This is a genomic window from Bacillus sp. RB3, assembly GCF_030164735.1.
Taxonomy (GTDB): Bacteria; Bacillota; Bacilli; order Bacillales; family Bacillaceae_G; genus Bacillus_A; species Bacillus_A cereus.
This window is the reverse complement of record NZ_JASNGE010000036.1, coordinates 1-17608: the sequence shown is the minus strand read 5'-3', so window position 1 is coordinate 17608 and position 17608 is coordinate 1. Positions and strand designations below refer to the sequence as shown.

Genomic DNA, 17608 nt, shown 5'->3' with positions numbered 1-17608 from the left:
AATTTTTTAGATATACTGTTGTACGATCCCCCTTTTGCTATTAATTTTCGTTGGATTTATGAACAGTTATCGTAATGGAACATTCATGATAACTCCACTTGTTAACATAATACATTTATTGCCACCTTGTATTTGTACTTACGTACTAGCAATTCCTAATCTGCTTCCATTACAATTTGAAACATTTAATTTTTCTTCTTATCTGGCATCTAATCTTTAAACAAAAACTCCCCTTAAATCGAAAATGATTAAGGGGAGTTTTATATACGATGCAATTATAGTTCAGATTTCATCCGAACAGAAACATTATTTTTAATTATATTTTTGACATCTTTAAAGCTAACAAAATTGTTACTTTTCTCATCCCAAAGACGGAAACGGAGTGAACGCAAGCTTGTAGCAAGCGTAATTGTTGGTACATTTTTTAAAGGAAGGGTATTGTTGTGTGCCTCTTCTAGTTTATAGTTAGGTACTCTTGGACTTAAATGGTGAACATGATGAAATCCAATATTACCCGTTAGAAATTGCAAAATTTTTGGAAGTTTATAAAAAGAACTTCCCTCCACTGCCGCTTTCACATATTCCCATTCTTTATCTTCTTCAAAATAAGAATCCTCGAATGTGTGCTGTACGTAAAACAGCCAAATCCCTATTGAACCTGCTATTAAAAATATAGAACCATGTACTAAAAGAAACGATTGCCATCCAATTGCCCAGCAAAGCATTCCTACAATAGCAACGATTAAAATATTCGTTAAATAAGTGTTCATACGTTCTTTTTTTCTAGCACCTTTTCGGTTAAATCTATTTTTAAGCAAGAAAACATAAATCGGGCCTAACCCAAACATAACGAATGGATTGCGATATAAACGATATGCTAAACGGAGTCTAAATGGTGCTGCTACATATTCATCTACTGTAAGCGTCCAAATATCCCCTGTACCCCTCTTATCCAAATTACCACTCGTAGCGTGGTGAATAGAATGCTCATGCCCCCACTGATCAAATGGGAATAATGTTAAAACACCCATACACGTTCCAACTATTCTATTTGCACGTCGACTCTTAAAGAATGAATAATGGGTACAATCATGAAAAATAATGAAAATCCTTGTCATAAATCCAGCGGCTAACAGTGCTGGAACTAATGTTAACCAATAAGAAACTGACAAACTTTTATAAGCAAGGTACCATAAAATAATAAATGGCACGATTGTGTTGATCAGTTGCCAAACACTTTTTTTAATCGTTGATTTTTCAAAAGGAGCAACTTGTTTTTTTAAATTTTTAGTATTTTCTAAGGTCATTGTTCTAATTCCTTTCCTTTTTGTTGCTAATTCATATTATAGCACACTATTAGTATCAGGTGTTAAAAGTAGCTATAATAAATATTTTATACTATGAAAATCTCTTTTTTCTTACTCATTACTTACAAATTTCTTACGTCCAAAATAGCTTCTATAATTGGACAGACGGAGCATTTTATGTATCAAAGAAACTTCATATTTTTCCAATAAGTACATAAAAAACAGCGAGTTTTTTCACAAGAAGAAAAAAGCTGCAATCAGTCAGTTTCACCGACTTATCGCAGCTTCTCTTCTTTTTACCTTATTTTATCGATGAAGCCAAACTGCACCTGCAGACTTGTCTTCAGCTTGGCCTACCACTTCAAACTTCAGTCCTAGCTTCGGTAACTTACGTCCTGCATCAGGAATAACGCTGTTGATGTATTGCTTAGAATCATCAAATTTTTCCACTCCTGGTAATCCTTTATAATCAAAGATACCGCGTGTTGGTGAATTTACTTTCCATGCTGGTGTTTGATCAAATGAGAATGCCGCATCGGCAATTTGATAACGCGTACTGCTCTTCACAGTAGGTTGTCCGTTTAATGTCCCTACAATTGCCTCTGGATGAGAATCTACTACTCCTAAGAACCCTTCACCTGGATGAACGCCTACCCAGTTATCTGTAAAGCTTTGATCCGCATACCATACAACCATTCCTGTATTAAATACTGGGCCACGTGCATATTGTAACGCAGTGTCAGAACCAGCGTAATTTCTCCACTCTACATAGTAATTATGTTTTTTCTGTTCAAATCCGTTAGACACAGTAAAGCCTTTTAACGTCATTGCAGGCTGACCTTCTGCATCATCAGAGAAAACAACTTTTCCATCTACAGTTAAGGCTGCATTATCTAACGCAAATCCTTTATAAGCTACTGCAATATCTGTTAAGTACTCAAATTGCAGTTTTACTTTTTTTCCTTTGAATTGGCTTAAATCGTATGATTTATCAACCCACTTACCATCAGTTGTATCCGCGCCGCCTTTTATATCTTTTTCGCCCATTCTATCAATGCGTGTCTTCGTTCCATCTTCTGCAATCGCATATACGTCAAGGAAATCATACTTCGCTTCAAGTTCGTAAAATGCCTTATAATCGAACTTAGCATCCTTTGCATTTGTTAAGTCAAATACTGGTGTCTCAAGTGTTGTATGAATGTCATTTCCTTTTGTACTGTAATAGAACTTCTTACCAAACGCTGATTCGATATTTTTTATATCTTTGTCCGGCAAGTTAACACGAACAATTCCAGGTCGTTTAGATTTTGTAGTACTTTGATCTACATATGTTGCAACACCGATTCCTTTGCTAAGTTTGTCATAATCTACTTCAAGAATATTCGCCCAGTTCCCCTTCATATTCTTTTGGAAAAACTCTTTATTTTGTGGCGAGAAACTCGTTGGCTCTGTTCCTGCAATTTTTCCAGCCCAGCTACCACCACTCATAATAGACCATGACTCAACAGGTTCACCTTGTCCTGAGTACTTTGTATCATATTCATCTGGTAAGCCTAAATCATGGCCATACTCATGTGCAAACACACCAACTGCTCCGTCTTCAGGCTCGATTGTATAATCATATGCAGCCATCTTTCCGCCCCAGTTCGAAACAGAAGATTTCGTGCCATCAATTGCATATGGTTTTGAACCTAGTTTTGAACGATGTGACCAAATCGCATCATCTTTCAATTTACCGCCGCCAGCTTCTTGACCAACGCCAGCATGTACAACCATTAAATGATCAATAATGCCATCTGGCTCATTTTTATTTCCATCACCATCTTGATCGTATTGATCAAATTGGTCATAGTCTGCTAAATTGATTCCTTTTGCTACCGCTGCTTTTAATGCTTCTTTCACAAAATCTTTTGGTCCTAAGGGCCCCTTGTTATCATGCCCAGTACCCGCATCAGCACCATAATCTGATGCTTTTCCTGGAACAGTAAGCCATTCTGTTACAGTCCCATCAACTGTATAGCTACCACCAGATTGTTCTTCATAATATTGCTTAAATGTGTTAATTTTCGATCCATCAAATAAAGTAAATGGTTCATCACCAAATAACATTTTTTGATAATGTTCACGATTAAAGTCCTTAGAATACATATATCCTGGCTCTTGATCAATATTGTTATGCTTAAAATCGCTAAATTCTACAAGTAAAACAAGTACTTTATCTTTTCGAACAGCTCCATTGTATTCTTCTTGCTTCGCTGATGTAGTAGGTACTTTTCCATTTAATTTCCCAGGGTTCAATGCTGCACCTTGTCCAGCTACTGGGCCTACTTCAGGCTGCTGCGCCTGTTCATTTTCCCTCATTTTTGCATCTTTTACTTTTTTCATAAAGTCAGAGGCTTCTTGCGTAAGACTATCTCCTGTTAAGATTTCTTTCCCAGGGTTTTCCCCTTTCTTTTTCTCAACATATTTTTCGACAGCCTTTGAAGTCTCAGCTTGTGATGCAGATTGATCAATTACCCCCCGTTGTTTTAGCGCTTCAGCCAAACGCTCCTCCGGTATTAAGTGCTCATCTATTGGTAGAGATGATGTTGGTGTCTCAGCATACGCTGCGTGACCTCCAAAAGCAAACGTACTACTTAGTACTGCTGCTGTTGTTAATACCGCTAATGGTTTTAATTTCTTTTTCTTTTTCAATGTATTTCCTCCCCAGTGTCTGCAAATTATCGTTTTTTGCCGATAACAACATAATATTCGTTATAATACGAATATTCAATCTTTTTCAACAAATAAAATGTTGAGAAATATTTTTTTATGCAGGGTGAAATACATAAGATATAAAAACAAACAGACTCTCCTATAAATAACAGTGAACTTTTATATGTTCTTAGTTACAATCAAAATCCAGTAAATCTGGGATTCATGCTTTTTTAATAAAAATAAGAATTAAATATTTTCTATACTATTTAATCTATGGATTACCATATTACTCACTATTCTCATTATTACAAGCTAATAGTGGTTCGTACATCATTATAGCGTGATTCTCTGTTACATATTGATCTTCTATTAACTGTTTCTGTTGATTATATACTTTACGTTGAATCACATTATGTCGTATATAACCGCCCCAGTATGCAGGTTGAATTGAGTGTTCTTTCTCATACACTTCATATTGATAAAGTTGCGGATAGACTGTTCTCCATTCACCAACTAAATGTTCATCTGTCATATAAAGGTGAAGTTGATACGGTTGGTCCGTTTCATTTTTAATTTGTAAATCCAAATAGTTATAGGAACAAGTCGCCCCACTCCCAAACGGTTGAGTGCGCCTAGAGTCAGGAAAGACATCAAAGCTATGACGATATCGTTCTGTTACTGTCAGTGGTGTATGTAAAGTCATCCAATATATTAAATTCGAAAGCTGACAAAGACCTCCTCCAATACCTGTTTGAAAAGATCCGTAATGTAATACCATACCTTCTACATACCCTTTTTTCCTCGTTGGCTTACCTATTAAACGCCAGTAAGAAAATGTTTCTCCCGGTCTAATGACGATACCATTTAGTTTTTTAACAGCAATTTTCAAATTAACAACCTTATTCTGTTGATACCACATATCTACATCTTTGAGCTTACGAAGTAATATCGTTCGGTGCTGAATTGCTGTACAAGGTAGCTTTTCTTGTTGAAACCTTTTTGCATATGTTTTTCCGTCTGCTAACCACTGAATGTACCTCTTTGTAGAGTAATACCACTTCCCTAGCATAATGCGATACTTAGACCGCTGTTTAGGACGTAAGTGCACTATATTCATTTTATTCCCTCTCTCTTTCTTCAACTAAATTCTAATATATTTCTAATTCAATAAATTACAGTTTTCTTAGCTGCATAATAATTTCCGCAAAAAAATAATAAATTTACTCTAGTGGAGATTTTATTTTGATGATTGCTTTATAATTATATAAAACTGAGCTTCAATACAATAAATTGAAATAAACATATTATAAATATAACGGATAACCTTAAATAAAAAATAATGAACATTAAAGAAATTCTAAAGTATTAATATATTTTTCGTAAATATTAATTGATAACACATTAGACTTTACTATATGTATAACTTCTTATTCTACAAAACGAAATTTTTTAATGTAAGAAAAAAATATAATTTCCCTTTAACATTTATACAAGTCTCATATGGAAAACTTTACAAAACAATTCGAACACTTATATTTAGAATAAACACAAAAAATTGCCACCAGTTAGCTTAACTGGTTGGCAATTTTTTAACGAGAATGCTTTACAAATAGTTGAATTGCTTCTTCTGGTACATAGCACTTTCCATTACTCTCTACAATAACACTTCTTAATTCATACCCTTTACCATTGATACGAATTATATTTTTGTTACCAAATAATTGTGCTTCTACTTTATTATGTTTTACTACGAGTAACGGGTTTGCTCCTTCGGTTTTGTCGGCTGTTACAGTTGCACCGATTTTCTTAAAGGCTTGTTCACTCTCTAAAAATATTTTATTCGTTACTTCTTCTAAGTTAAAGCCCATCGCTTTCGCCATCGTCTTCGCAATGTCTGTATTTTGGATTAAGCCTTCTGGTTTTTGAGGTCCATAAGAATGTAAGAATACATCCTCACCTGTATGTCCTCCTGTCGTAAAGCCGATATTTGCACGATTAGCCAATAATGTAGTAAGAATTCGTCCTACATCCATTTTCTTTTTTGCCACTTTTAATTTTTCTTTTTCATCATGAGTTAGATTATCCAAACCGTATAGTTTAGCTACATCTTCTACATTTGATAAATCAGATTTCAGTTTATTTATAGTTCCTTCAAGTGTCATTTTCGCCTTTTTCAATGGATCAATGTATGCAGAAACCGGTGTAGTATTGTATCCTTTTGTCGTATTCCTATTCCCTATAGAGATGCCGCTGTTACCATGATCAGTTAAAGCGATGAGCATCGTATCCCCATCTTTCTTCGCAAATTGTAACGCCTTTGCTACCGCTTCATCAAATGCCAATACATCACTAATCATCCCAATTGGATCATTAGCATGGGCTGCCCAATCAGGCTTACTACCTTCTACGAATAAAAAGAAGCCATCTTTATCTTTTGATAATGTTTGAATTGCTTTTTCTGTCATTTGAGAAAGTGTTGGTTGTTCTGGATTTGTTGCTATACGATCCATATCAAACGCAAGAGCATGATGTGAGAAAGAGCCCCAAATTTTATTAGATTTGGAGTTCAATAACGCATCTTTCGTTTCAACGAAATCGTATCCTTTGTCTTGAATCACCTTTACTAAATTTTCACCATCTTTTCGGATTCCATTACTTTTCATAGGTAACAGCGCCGCTTTTCCCCCGCCTAATACGACATCTATATTTTGATATACTTGCTGCTTCGCAATTACGTCAAAATGTTTGCGATTGACATGGTGAGCGGAGAATCCGGCCGGAGTAGCATGCTGAATTTCAGATGTAGCAACAATGCCAGTTGCACGACCAGTACGTTTTGCGCCTTCTAATACGTTTGCGACCGGCCGTAACTTGTCTTCTTCTTTTATTGGCTGTAAGCTAGGCGAACTTACAATAGAAGGTAATACACCTACATATCCTGAATTCGATTTATTTCCAGTTGCTAAAGCTGTTGCTGCTGGCGCCGAGTCTGTAATAGCTGATTCCGCCGAAAACGTACGAACACCTCCTGTTACAATTTGATCTAACGTAAGCGGTGCCCCTTTATACCAGCGAGCCAATGTTGTCGCCGTTGAACTCGTTCCGTCCATAACCATCATAATTATATTTTTAGGCTGGTGTTCTACTTTTTTCACCTTAGCTTTGGCCGCATGATAATTCATCATACTTTCCGTACTTAATACGCTTACTATTATAGCTCCCACTAATAGTAACTTTTTCATCTTCACACCATAATTCAACATGATTGTTCCTCCATAAACTTTGCATTCATTTCAATACACCTTATTTCCTTTTCCATACCAAAACCTACATATGTTTTATTAGTTCCCAATTCTCATAAAGCTAACAATAGTTACTTTCTCTTTCTTTAATTAAATATTGATATGTATCATTTATCTTATAAAAAAGATTTAACATCCTTTTCATTAATTACTTGTTTAACAATAAATCCTCGATTAAAAGAAATAAAAATTTATTGTTAAACAATAAATTCCATGTTAAATTAATAAGATATTAAATAAATGAGGTGCTTTTTATGAAACAAGGATCCACACTCTTTTTAAAGACCGTTGTAATTCTGATCGGAATCCCCGTTCTTGCTATGTGCATTTTTTTAGTCCCTAAAATAGGAAATTTCGCCGCAGAATTATATCCAGCTATTGCATATATTAAATATCTTGTATTTATCAATTTATACGCAACAGCAATACCTTATTACTTCGCACTGTACCAAACATTTAAGCTTTTAAACTATATTGATAAAAATAACGCATTCTCAGAGCTATCTGTTCAAGCTTTAAAAAATATTAAGTACAGCGCATTGGCAATTAGTGTATTATATGTATTAGGTATGCCACTTTTTTATCTCGTGGCAGAGAGAGATGATGCCCCTGGCATTATTATTATCGGAATGATTATGATTTTTGCTTCAATGGTAATCGCGGTCTTTGCTGCCGTTCTCCAAAGACTATTAAAAGATGCTATAGATATAAAATCAGAAAATGATTTAACGGTCTGAGGTGAATAATATGGCAATTATTATTAATATTGATGTAATGTTAGCAAAAAGAAAAATGAGTGTAACAGAACTTTCGGAGAAGGTTGGAATTACAATGGCTAACCTTTCTATCTTGAAAAATGGAAAAGCAAAAGCAGTCCGTTTTTCAACTTTAGAAGCAATATGTAAAGCATTAGAATGCCAACCGGGTGATATTTTAGAGTATCAACCTGAAGATACCGAGTAAAAAGAGTCCTTCATATGAGTAATGGGTTCAGTGTAGGAAGAGAAAAATGCTAATAACCATTAGAAATAACAAACTAAAACGCTCAGAAGATATTCTGAGCGTTTTTATTTCCTTATTCAACTAAAGCACCAGTTAGTGTAAAAAGCTATTTCACCATTTGTATGGCTAACTTATCTTTTAACATTGACCTATATGAGTCAATTTCATATTTTGTATTATTGATTTTTTCTTTTTTCATTTTTAACATATCGAATATTTCTAATTCTAAATTTCTTCTAGCTTCAAGAACTTTTATCGCTCCTTCTATACCTGAATGGTTATGTTCTTTTCCATAGCCTTGGTTAGTGTAATAGTCAATAATTCCTGTGGACCATTCTGGAGTTCTTTCTTTTAACGCCTTCCTAAATGAAAATTCAAGATTATCTTGTTCTACATACAATAACATTGGATTTAAATTCTCTATGATTTTTGCAACTTTCATTATATAATTTATTATTTTTTCTTTTTGTTCACCATATTTAATCATCCCAATAGTTAATGGATTTTGTATGAAACAACATTCAAAGATATAAACCTTATTGTCTTCTAGAGCGGTTTCAGCAAAGTCATTCCATTTATCAGCAATTAATTCAACATTTTTATCGAATGGTAATTCGTATATATCATTTTTAGAAATAATGTTAAATAATTCGTCCGAAAACTGGTCACCAAACTCATTTTTTATCTTTCTGTATGGTAATAAATAATTGCTTCCTTTTTTTAGAACTTTCTTAAGGAGCACTTCTTTAAAATCCCCACTGTTAGATAATAATCTATCGAACTCAAATTTATTAAAACAAGATACACCATCATAGTCGGCTGGGTGGTTCAAATTTCCTTCTAAAAATAGTTCAACTTCAATTTTATTTTGGCTTAGAATTTCATTTATTAGCTTTGCAGTGGTTGATTTTCCAAATCCAGGTAACCCTTCTACTATTATTAGTTTTGTATTCATAGTTATAAATGCCTTCCTTCAAAGTATTTAACTAAGATTAAAAAAATCACTTACTCCACTGCAATCACCCCTTCAAAATATGATATTTACCATTTCCTTTGAAAAAACCTTCTTAAAGTAACCTGACTGTTAGTTTAAGAACATTTTTTCATAATCTCTACAACTATTTTAACATAAATTTTCCATTTATCTTTTTATTTAGAACACTATTTAACTATATAAAAGTGCTTAAACACTATAATAACAATAAAAAAAGGGTGCTAAATCATATGTGATTTACATCCCTAATTTGTGTGTTATTTTATATTTTCTCTCCCGTAACTGAACCCGATATCATACGAGAAGGACTCTTTTTATTACACATTACGGCGCAAAACTAATTTGACCAGTAAACAATAGGATAATTGCTATGATCCAAAATATAAAAAATGATGAGGACAGTATTAATGAAAGAATAGCAATTCCCTTCTTCTCTGTTCTTTTCGTCATTGTGATTATTGAAAGCATGATACCTACACCTGTCAGGGCAATTGTAATATAATCCCCAACTATATTACCTGCATTGGCTATCCTTGTTGGCGTTATAAAAACGAATAGAAAACACAAAATGCCGATGAGTAAAGATGCATAGCTTATTATACTGTACTTCTTTTTAGGAACTATTTCAGTTTTCATACTAACCCCACCCCTTCTATATAGCTATGAGTTCATATTAACATGAATAACCATAATTTAGTTAAAATAAACTGGCCACTTCCTTAATAAAGATGGACGATTATCCTTTAATCTCTAGTAATTATTATATACAGAAAATAAAGTGAAACTTTAATCAGTGGAGGTTTTGTTCACCCTCCACTGAATATTAATTGAAGCAATCAGGCTGCCCGTTAATGCGGAATAAAATGAAAGAATTATATAAAATAAAGACTGTACCTTTAAAATGAAAGATTCAGTCCTTATTAATAACTTTTTTTATAAAGAAAACTCTCTATCACTCACTACCTTAAAAAACTCCGGGTAATTTGATAAAGAATAATCCGCTACATCACAATTACCTTGAAACATACATGTTGAAATACCTAATTCTTTTGCAGGTAATAAATCTAATTCTCTATCTCCAATAGCTAAATCAATATTATGTTTTTTATGTAAATGATTATAAGCTAAAGAGTTGGGCTTTCGGGGAAAGCCATCGTCAATTGTAACCATATCTACAAAGTATTTTTCCCAGCCGTAATATTTTAAAATGTCCATAACCCCTGCCCTATGTTTATGGGTCATAATCACATTTTTATCTGCAAATTTCAAAACCTCTTCGACACCTGCAAAAGGTTTCATATCTTTTGGCGTGAATTTCCCCTTCAAAACTTTAATCTTTTCTTCCTGCTCGCATGAAATATTATAATACTGAATTGCATGAGAGTATGATATTTTTAAGTTTTTGTATATTTCTTGTTTTTCTACTGAGTCACCTAATATTTCAGAAAGCATTGTTGTATATGCAGGATACGTATCAAATAACGTCCCATCAAAATCCCATAAAATATTCATTCTATTCACCTTCTATTTTCAAATCATTGGATGACTAAATCCGCCCTATCCCTCGGCAATTCCGTTTCTAAGTAATAATCCTCTGCTTTCCAATACCTATTTTCAAACTTTGAAAGGTTCTTCTGTGTCTCCTCACTCTCACGTAGAAACCTTGTCTCTCTTGGACAGTCCAAATAGACCATATAATGAAAGAAATCTCTCCATTCTTTTCGCTGCAGAAAAACTCCTTCAATAACAATTACGCCTACAATAGGAATCTGTACTTTTTCCATTTCACATATATCTGTTTCTTCATGAAAAAAAGGTAATTTCAATTTTGTTTCGTGTTGTAGCTTTTGAAAAAATTTCTGCCTTAGCCATTCAATGTCCCATTGTAAATAATAATACTCGTACCATTCTTCATATCCAGTATGATATCGTTTATTACGCTCCACTATATGATCATCAATATGGAAAATATGAAACGGAATGCCTTCTTGTTCCATATTTTCTTTTAAATTGGCTACAAATGTTGTTTTTCCAGATCGACTTAAACCATCTATACCTAAAATGAATCTATTTTCCCTATGCTTCTTCATAATCGTTATAAGTTCGTTTGTACTCATTACTTCTTCCACTCTTCTTTTAATAAAGAATATAAAATGGTATCATGAGCAACTCCATTTTGAATCATATGTTTTCGAAGTAATCCTTCTTCTTGAAATCCTGCTTTACTTAATAATTTTTGAGAAGCTTTATTTTCTACATATACAACAGCAGCAACTCTAATAAGTTGCAATGTTTCAAACCCGTAAGTTAAAATTGCCTGTAACGCTTCCGTTGCATACCCTTGTCCCCAATATGTATCGTCTAATTCATAACCAATTTCAGCTCGTTTATGATGATTATTAATTAAATGAAATCCGCACGTTCCGATTAATTGGCCCGTCCCTTTTTTCTCGATTCCCCAGCGAAATACACTGCCCTCTTCATAACGATTTTTAAACGTTTGAATCGTTGTTTTCGCTTGCTCAATATTTTCAAAAGAATCCATTCCGAAATAACGTATAACAGATTCTTTTGAAAAATAACGGAACATCGTTTCTGCATCTAACAGTGTTAGTTCTCTTAATTGTAAACGTTCTGTTTCTAGTCTCGGAAACCCCATCTCTTTTTCTCCTTCTATTCTAATGAACTGCAAATTTCAATATAATTTCCATCTGGATCAGCAATGTAGGCAATTGTTTGTCCCCACGGTTTTACAATAGGTTCAACTAAAATCTTGATTCCTTGTTCTCTAAATTGCTCAATCGTTTCTTGTACATTCTCAACAACGAATCCTAATTCGAAATGAGAAGACTGTAATTCACCTTCTGTAAGCGGTAGTCCTGTTAATTCTTTCACATCTTGCCGCGTATTCATCGCTAAAATGGTAGTTCCAGTATTAAATTCAATATATGTTCCGTGCTCTGCTTTTATAGGTAACTGTAAAATATCTTTATAGAACCTTAAACATGCCTCAAACTTTTCTACATATAAAATGATGTACTTCATTTTCAAATTCATTTTACATCCCCCTTTGTATCTATTCCTAAAATTTCGACAAAAGTCTCATAAAAACCTTGTTCCTTGTAGTAATGAGCAAAAAAAAATGAGGCCGATTTCTCGGCCCCCCAGCTTATTGGCATAAAACAGGAGATTTGGTTTGGACATAACCAGTTCGTACTTTTATTATATTTTATTTTTTCTGAATTTTAAATACATTAAACACCTATTTATATTGAGAAAGTTTTTTGCTTGCATAAAATTAAAGATTTTAAGAAATGATACAAATGGAGGTGTATACATATGGAACCAATGCTATGTCCAAGTTGTAAAACAAACCGTACCCGCTTTAATATTCTTGAGCAACAAGTAAAACCAGTCAAATTAAATCCACAAACTGGTCAAGTAGAAGAAGAATACACAAATGAAACGATGAATGCTTTTCATATGGCCTATCAAGGACCTACTTATCGCGTCCAATGCGCTGTATGTGGGCTTGTTGAAAACCCAGAACAATTTATTAAACCTGCTCAAAATCAGTCTTTCTAATAAAAACATGATTATCCCTTATAGAAATAGATTTTTCTATAAGGGATTTTTTCGTTTAATAAGTTAATTAAAAATGGATTTCTTCCTTATTATATGTTAAACTTCGCACTATTTTGCTAATATCCAAAAAAGGGCAATACATCAAGTAATATTAATATTTAGGATTTCGGATCATTTTAACTAGTGGTTTATTATTAAGAATCATTTCTTATTCATTTATGATTTTTATTTGGTTATAAAATTTTTAATACTTAACTAGTAGTTCTACACCTTAATTGCATAGTTTTTATTATGTAAAAAAGAGTGAGCAAATTACGTTTATATAGAAACAAAAGAAGTTGATCCCGGTTTTCCCTCTCATCAACTTCTTTTAAACTCCACTCTTTATTATAATATTTCACTTTTTAATTTTTTGATTTTCCAAGAGAGTCTTATAAAAAAGTACATCCACATACAACCTGAAAGACCTGTCGTAACTTTCGCCCACATTGGCAATCTTGATTCCATCGGGCTTAAAAATAGGTTATACATTGATGGTAATATACTTGCTGATATAATAACAAGGAATAGCAATAATTCATTTAGTTTTTGTATCCTCGTCTCTTTTTCTGAGTAAATATCAGGCAATTCATTAACCTCTTCTACCTCTTTACAAAAATAATTCCATCTTGTGAAACTTGTTACGCGTTTCCAACCTGACATTTCGTATATTTCGAAATACTCTTGTTGTTGTTCTTTCGAATCTCTATAAACCAATCTAAAATCAGCTTTGTATATTACATCTTTTGGCTCAGTTTTCTGAAACGTATACATTAAATTATATTTTTGTAATGCCCAACCTTGCTGATGCATCTTTCGTAAAAAAGCTTCTTCTTTTTCTAAATTCCATGCCGTAAAAAATTTAAATACCCTTTTTATCTCCATCTTCCATTCACTCCCCTAATATACTATTTCCATTCCTTACAGATCTCTGCAATCTGTTATATTCTAGCTCTAACACTTCTCTCCCAAACGGCGTTAACTCATAGCACTTCTTTCTATCTGTAGAGGCAACTTCAACAATTAATTTTTCTTTAAGTAATTTCGTCGTATTCCCGTATAAAGTACCAGGACCGAGCTTTACTTCCCCATTTGTCATCTCTTCTACCATTTGCATAATTCCATATCCGTGCATTGGTTTCACTAGTGATAACAATATGTAATATGTCGCCTCAGTTAACGGAATATATTTTTGCGCCTTCGCATTCATTATAACTACCTCCGATACATCGCCTTATGATATATCGACTTACGATACATCGTATATCGATATTGTATAATCATATTCCAAAATATGCAAGAGTAATTTAATAATTAAATATCCATTTCTTTGAATTAAAAAACCATACAAATTTTCTGAATAATTTGTTAAAATATAGAAATATTAGCTCTTTTATAATGAAAGGAATGGTACATATGATAAATAAATTGAAAGAAAACATCGGATCTGTGTTTGTTGGGAAAGAAAATGTTATTGATCTACTGCTCGTTTCACTTCTTGCTGGTGGGCATGTATTGCTCGAAGACGTGCCTGGTACTGGGAAAACGTTACTGGCAAAAACCATTTCCAAAAGTATTGGTGGTAGTTTTTCTCGCGTTCAATTCACCCCCGATGTACTTCCAAGTGATATAACAGGTATTGAATACTTCAACCCAAAAACAAGCGAATTCGAATTAAGAATTGGACCAGTTATGACAAACATTTTGCTAGCAGATGAAATTAACCGTGCAATGCCGAGAACGCAGTCGAGTTTGTTAGAAGCGATGGAAGAACGACAAGTGACACTCGAAAAACAATCTACGCCTCTGCCGAAACCGTTCTTTGTTATTGCGACGCAAAACCCAATTGAATCACAAGGGACTTTCCCTCTTCCAGATGCACAGCTTGATCGCTTTTTAATGACGATTTCAATCGGTTATCCTACTCCTGAAGATGAGCTACAAATGATGCGACGTTTTCGGAACGATTTACCATTAGAAAGTGTCACATCTGTCATCTCATTAGAAGATATTTTAGAATCTCAAAAACGAGTAAAAGAAATATTTGTTTCGGAACCGTTAGAACATTACATTATTAAACTTGCTCATGCTACAAGAAATCATGATTATATCGCTAACGGTGTAAGCCCACGTGCCACATTAGCTTTAGTACGTGCTGTTCAAGCTTTAGCCTTTTTACGCGGGAGAGAATATTGCACACCAGAAGATATACAATTGTTAGTTCCTTCTGTTTGGAATCACCGTATCGTCTTATCAATGGAAGGTGCATTACGTACGACAAAAAATGATATTATGAAAAGTATTTTAAAAGAAGTTGACGTACCTGTGGAGATTGAGCAAGCATGAATGGACAGCGTGTTGTAACTGTGCCTTTATTTTTTCAACTCCATATTATTCAACTAACCGTTCCAATCGCGTTACTTTTCACATTCTTTTTCCCGCAACGAATGCTTATGTTTCTCTTTTTCTTCTATTATATATTTGCGATTTTTATTTATAAATATGTCGCTTTCATAGAGAAGAAGTTTCAAATCATAAATGAGAAACAAACTACACGGCTTTTTCCTGAGGAATCTGGACAGTTTTTTATTCATTTAAAAAATGGAGCCAGCATACCGCTCGTTAATGGTGTTTGTTACTTTCATTTAAATTCGTCCCTTATACCGCATAAAGAGCAAGGCATTGAACAAATATCAAAAACATTATTCTCTTTCCCATTTTCACAACCCGCACATTCGGCACAAAAATGGGGTTTAACATTAACCGCAACGAAGCGTGGTGTGTTTCAAATTGAACAGTTTGAATGTGTATTAAAAGATCCATTTCATCTATTAACTGTACATTTACCTGTTTTTGATAAATTAAGGACTGAAATTATTGTGTATCCTTCTCCTAAAGAAGTAGCAGGTTTGCAAGAACTTCAGCAACTTTTGAATGGATTTTATCGAACGAATTTTTCTTTTTACAATGATGAAACATCTATTATCGGTGTAAAGCGATATGAGCGTGAGTCTTTCCGCTCTATTCATTGGAAGGCATCTGCTAAAATGCAACAATTACAAGCGAAGCAATATGAACCTGTAAAAAATTATAGTTGGACGATTTGTCTTTCTTTAGCTGCCGATCGTGGATTTGGTTGGAAAGATAATGTAGAAGAACTTATTTCATATGCAACATACATTTTCCAGTACACAACGAAGCACCACATTCCGTTTGAATTGTTTATTAGTGTATTAGCAGAAGGCGGTGCATTACATGTACCGTTAAATGAAGGACAAACACAATATGCAAAAGCTTTAGAAGAATTAGCCCGTATTTCAGATGATAGTACGTTACTTCCGAAACAAGGATTCCTTCATTATGTAAAGAGAAAGAGAGAACGATCGTCTACAATGATATACATTGGTTTACAAAGAAATGAACTCCCTCTTCTCTCGCAGCCAACGTTTCTCATTACTAGTGAAGGGATGGTGGAACCAGTTGAAAACTTGGCTATATCACATTCATGATTTCATTCTGCTCCTCCTGCTTTCATTATTAACAGAAAGAGATGAACTAATTAGTATTGCAATATTTTTAACAACAGGCTATATTGGAGTATTTCTTATTCATAAATTTATGCAGAAAAAAACAACAGGATTTGTAATACTTTTAGTTCTTCAAATCGTTCTTTTCTCTTTATTTTTACTTTTTTCTCTTTTTGGCACAATCATATTACCACTATTTTTCTTTATCGTACATGCGATCGGACCTGGATATCCAGTTCAAAAATCTTTAGGTGGTATTGTATGGTTTGTTGTTTCAACTATATTTTATGCACCCTTTCCACCGTTGTGGAAACTATTAATGTTAGCCTTGCATCTTATAATTACATTTTGGTTAACCGGGGCAAATCGCAAACAACAACTATTACGTTTTGCTTCTATCATTACGATTGGCTTAATGAGCATATTAATTGTTCAAGTATTTCCTTTCATTCGACTTATTTTTGGTTTTATAACGGAAGTAGTCGCATTAGGCGTCGGCTATGCTTTAATGCCATTAATTAAAGCAGCGGAATTAAAAGATACTGAAGATGTTTGGGCAAATAAAGGACATCTCTTAAAACCAAAAATTGAAGACGGGAAAAAAATTCCTGATTTTGATCCAATACTCATAAATAGCGCTACAATAATAGTCTGTACAGCTATCGCTATTTACGTCGTTTGGAAAATATTAAAAAAACGAAAACATTTAAGTTTACCAAATATGCACGTCTTCGAATCTACTATCATTACTGATAAAGAAGGAATGAGCCAAAATCGTTTTAAACGAAATAAACCGCCACATAACGAAATTCGGAAGGAAATTTTTAAGCTAGAGAGTAAGTTAACCTCTCCTTTAAATAGAAAACGGGGAGAAACTGTTGAAACTTGGCTAGAAAGAATAAACGATGAAGAAGATGTAAATATTCAAAGTGATATTATTATAGATGCTTATAATACTGTGCGGTATTCAAATGGTGCAAACACTGTACTTCTACATGAATTTAAGGAAGAGATTCATAAGCTTTATGCATATCAAAAAAGTTTGAAGAAACGAAAGAAATAACGTAACAAAAAGACTCCTATATTTGAAGTGCACCCCAATTGTTAGACACATAACTAACAATTGGAGGTGCATTTTTTATGGCTAAATTTTCT

18 protein-coding genes are annotated in these 17608 nt (G+C 33.6%); 6 read left to right on the top strand and 12 right to left on the bottom strand.

Translation table 11 applies throughout. The annotated features are described in order from the left end of the window. Positions 1–275: 275 nt before the first annotated feature. The 4 genes from desA to QO049_RS26355 all read right to left on the bottom strand — a co-directional run bounded on the left by desA (position 276) and on the right by QO049_RS26355 (position 7267). Positions 276–1307, bottom strand: coding sequence for a Delta(5) desaturase DesA (desA, locus tag QO049_RS26370; RefSeq protein WP_078438946.1), 1032 nt, complete (start codon positions 1305–1307; stop codon positions 276–278). Between the two features lie 306 nt (positions 1308–1613). Then, on the bottom strand, positions 1614–4001 hold the full coding sequence (locus tag QO049_RS26365) for an immune inhibitor A domain-containing protein (RefSeq protein ID WP_098280089.1): 2388 nt from the start codon (positions 3999–4001) through the stop codon (positions 1614–1616). A gap of 289 nt (positions 4002–4290) precedes the next feature. After that, positions 4291–5121: a VanW family protein gene (locus tag QO049_RS26360; RefSeq protein WP_001028242.1), complete on the bottom strand. Its 831-nt coding sequence runs from the start codon at positions 5119–5121 to the stop codon at positions 4291–4293. Between the two features lie 472 nt (positions 5122–5593). Further along, the gene (locus QO049_RS26355) at positions 5594–7267 is read right to left on the bottom strand and encodes an alkaline phosphatase (RefSeq protein WP_246960330.1); all 1674 of its coding nucleotides are present in this window, start codon (positions 7265–7267) and stop codon (positions 5594–5596) included. Between the two features lie 293 nt (positions 7268–7560). Here QO049_RS26355 and QO049_RS26350 point away from each other — a divergent pair, with 293 nt between their 5' ends. Both QO049_RS26350 and QO049_RS26345 read left to right on the top strand, forming a co-directional pair. Next, positions 7561–8043 (top strand): DUF2975 domain-containing protein, encoded by a 483-nt coding sequence (locus QO049_RS26350; RefSeq protein WP_246960332.1) that lies wholly within the window; start codon positions 7561–7563, stop codon positions 8041–8043. A 10-nt stretch (positions 8044–8053) separates the two neighbouring features. Beyond that, positions 8054–8269: a helix-turn-helix domain-containing protein gene (locus QO049_RS26345; RefSeq protein WP_000974619.1), complete on the top strand. Its 216-nt coding sequence runs from the start codon at positions 8054–8056 to the stop codon at positions 8267–8269. A 145-nt stretch (positions 8270–8414) separates the two neighbouring features. Here the strand turns inward: QO049_RS26345 and QO049_RS26340 are convergent, their stop codons facing one another. The 6 genes from QO049_RS26340 to QO049_RS26315 form a co-directional block, all read right to left on the bottom strand. After that, complete coding sequence (locus QO049_RS26340) at positions 8415–9263, bottom strand: P-loop NTPase family protein (protein WP_001093189.1); 849 nt, start codon at positions 9261–9263, stop codon at positions 8415–8417. Between the two features lie 363 nt (positions 9264–9626). Beyond that, positions 9627–9938 (bottom strand): hypothetical protein, encoded by a 312-nt coding sequence (locus tag QO049_RS26335; protein ID WP_000845547.1) that lies wholly within the window; start codon positions 9936–9938, stop codon positions 9627–9629. Positions 9939–10235: 297 nt separating this feature from the next. Continuing rightward, the gene (locus QO049_RS26330; protein ID WP_246960335.1) at positions 10236–10814 is read right to left on the bottom strand and encodes an HAD-IA family hydrolase; all 579 of its coding nucleotides are present in this window, start codon (positions 10812–10814) and stop codon (positions 10236–10238) included. 23 nt (positions 10815–10837) lie between these two features. Further along, entirely contained in the window at positions 10838–11419 is a 582-nt protein-coding gene (locus tag QO049_RS26325) for a kinase (protein WP_098569766.1), read from the bottom strand. Continuing rightward, the gene (locus tag QO049_RS26320) at positions 11419–11961 is read right to left on the bottom strand and encodes a GNAT family N-acetyltransferase (protein WP_098569765.1); all 543 of its coding nucleotides are present in this window, start codon (positions 11959–11961) and stop codon (positions 11419–11421) included. Before QO049_RS26320 ends, QO049_RS26325 begins: the two co-directional genes overlap by 1 nt. A 14-nt stretch (positions 11962–11975) precedes the next feature. After that, a complete protein-coding gene (locus tag QO049_RS26315) occupies positions 11976–12359 on the bottom strand; it encodes a VOC family protein (protein WP_001049847.1) in 384 nt (127 codons plus the stop codon). A gap of 282 nt (positions 12360–12641) precedes the next feature. Between QO049_RS26315 and QO049_RS26310 the strand changes: the two genes are divergently transcribed. Further along, entirely contained in the window at positions 12642–12887 is a 246-nt protein-coding gene (locus QO049_RS26310) for a hypothetical protein (protein ID WP_000433609.1), read from the top strand. Positions 12888–13274: 387 nt separating this feature from the next. On the opposite strand, the gene QO049_RS26305 is transcribed toward QO049_RS26310, so the two are convergent. Together QO049_RS26305 and QO049_RS26300 are read right to left on the bottom strand one after the other, a co-directional pair. Continuing rightward, positions 13275–13811: a DUF2812 domain-containing protein gene (locus QO049_RS26305; RefSeq protein WP_058839993.1), complete on the bottom strand. Its 537-nt coding sequence runs from the start codon at positions 13809–13811 to the stop codon at positions 13275–13277. 7 nt (positions 13812–13818) lie between these two features. Next, on the bottom strand, positions 13819–14136 hold the full coding sequence (locus QO049_RS26300; protein ID WP_000991891.1) for a PadR family transcriptional regulator: 318 nt from the start codon (positions 14134–14136) through the stop codon (positions 13819–13821). A gap of 206 nt (positions 14137–14342) precedes the next feature. Between QO049_RS26300 and QO049_RS26295 the strand changes: the two genes are divergently transcribed. Genes QO049_RS26295 through QO049_RS26285 form a run of 3 tightly spaced genes read left to right on the top strand, consistent with a single transcriptional unit; the run spans position 14343 to position 17516 of the window. Beyond that, the gene (locus tag QO049_RS26295; RefSeq protein ID WP_144501453.1) at positions 14343–15272 is read left to right on the top strand and encodes an AAA family ATPase; all 930 of its coding nucleotides are present in this window, start codon (positions 14343–14345) and stop codon (positions 15270–15272) included. After that, the gene (locus tag QO049_RS26290) at positions 15269–16435 is read left to right on the top strand and encodes a DUF58 domain-containing protein (RefSeq protein WP_001014390.1); all 1167 of its coding nucleotides are present in this window, start codon (positions 15269–15271) and stop codon (positions 16433–16435) included. The genes QO049_RS26295 and QO049_RS26290 overlap by 4 nt, the downstream gene beginning before the upstream one ends. Further along, positions 16407–17516, top strand: coding sequence for a DUF4018 domain-containing protein (locus QO049_RS26285; RefSeq protein WP_284489638.1), 1110 nt, complete (start codon positions 16407–16409; stop codon positions 17514–17516). The genes QO049_RS26290 and QO049_RS26285 overlap by 29 nt, the downstream gene beginning before the upstream one ends. Positions 17517–17608 lie beyond the last annotated feature (92 nt).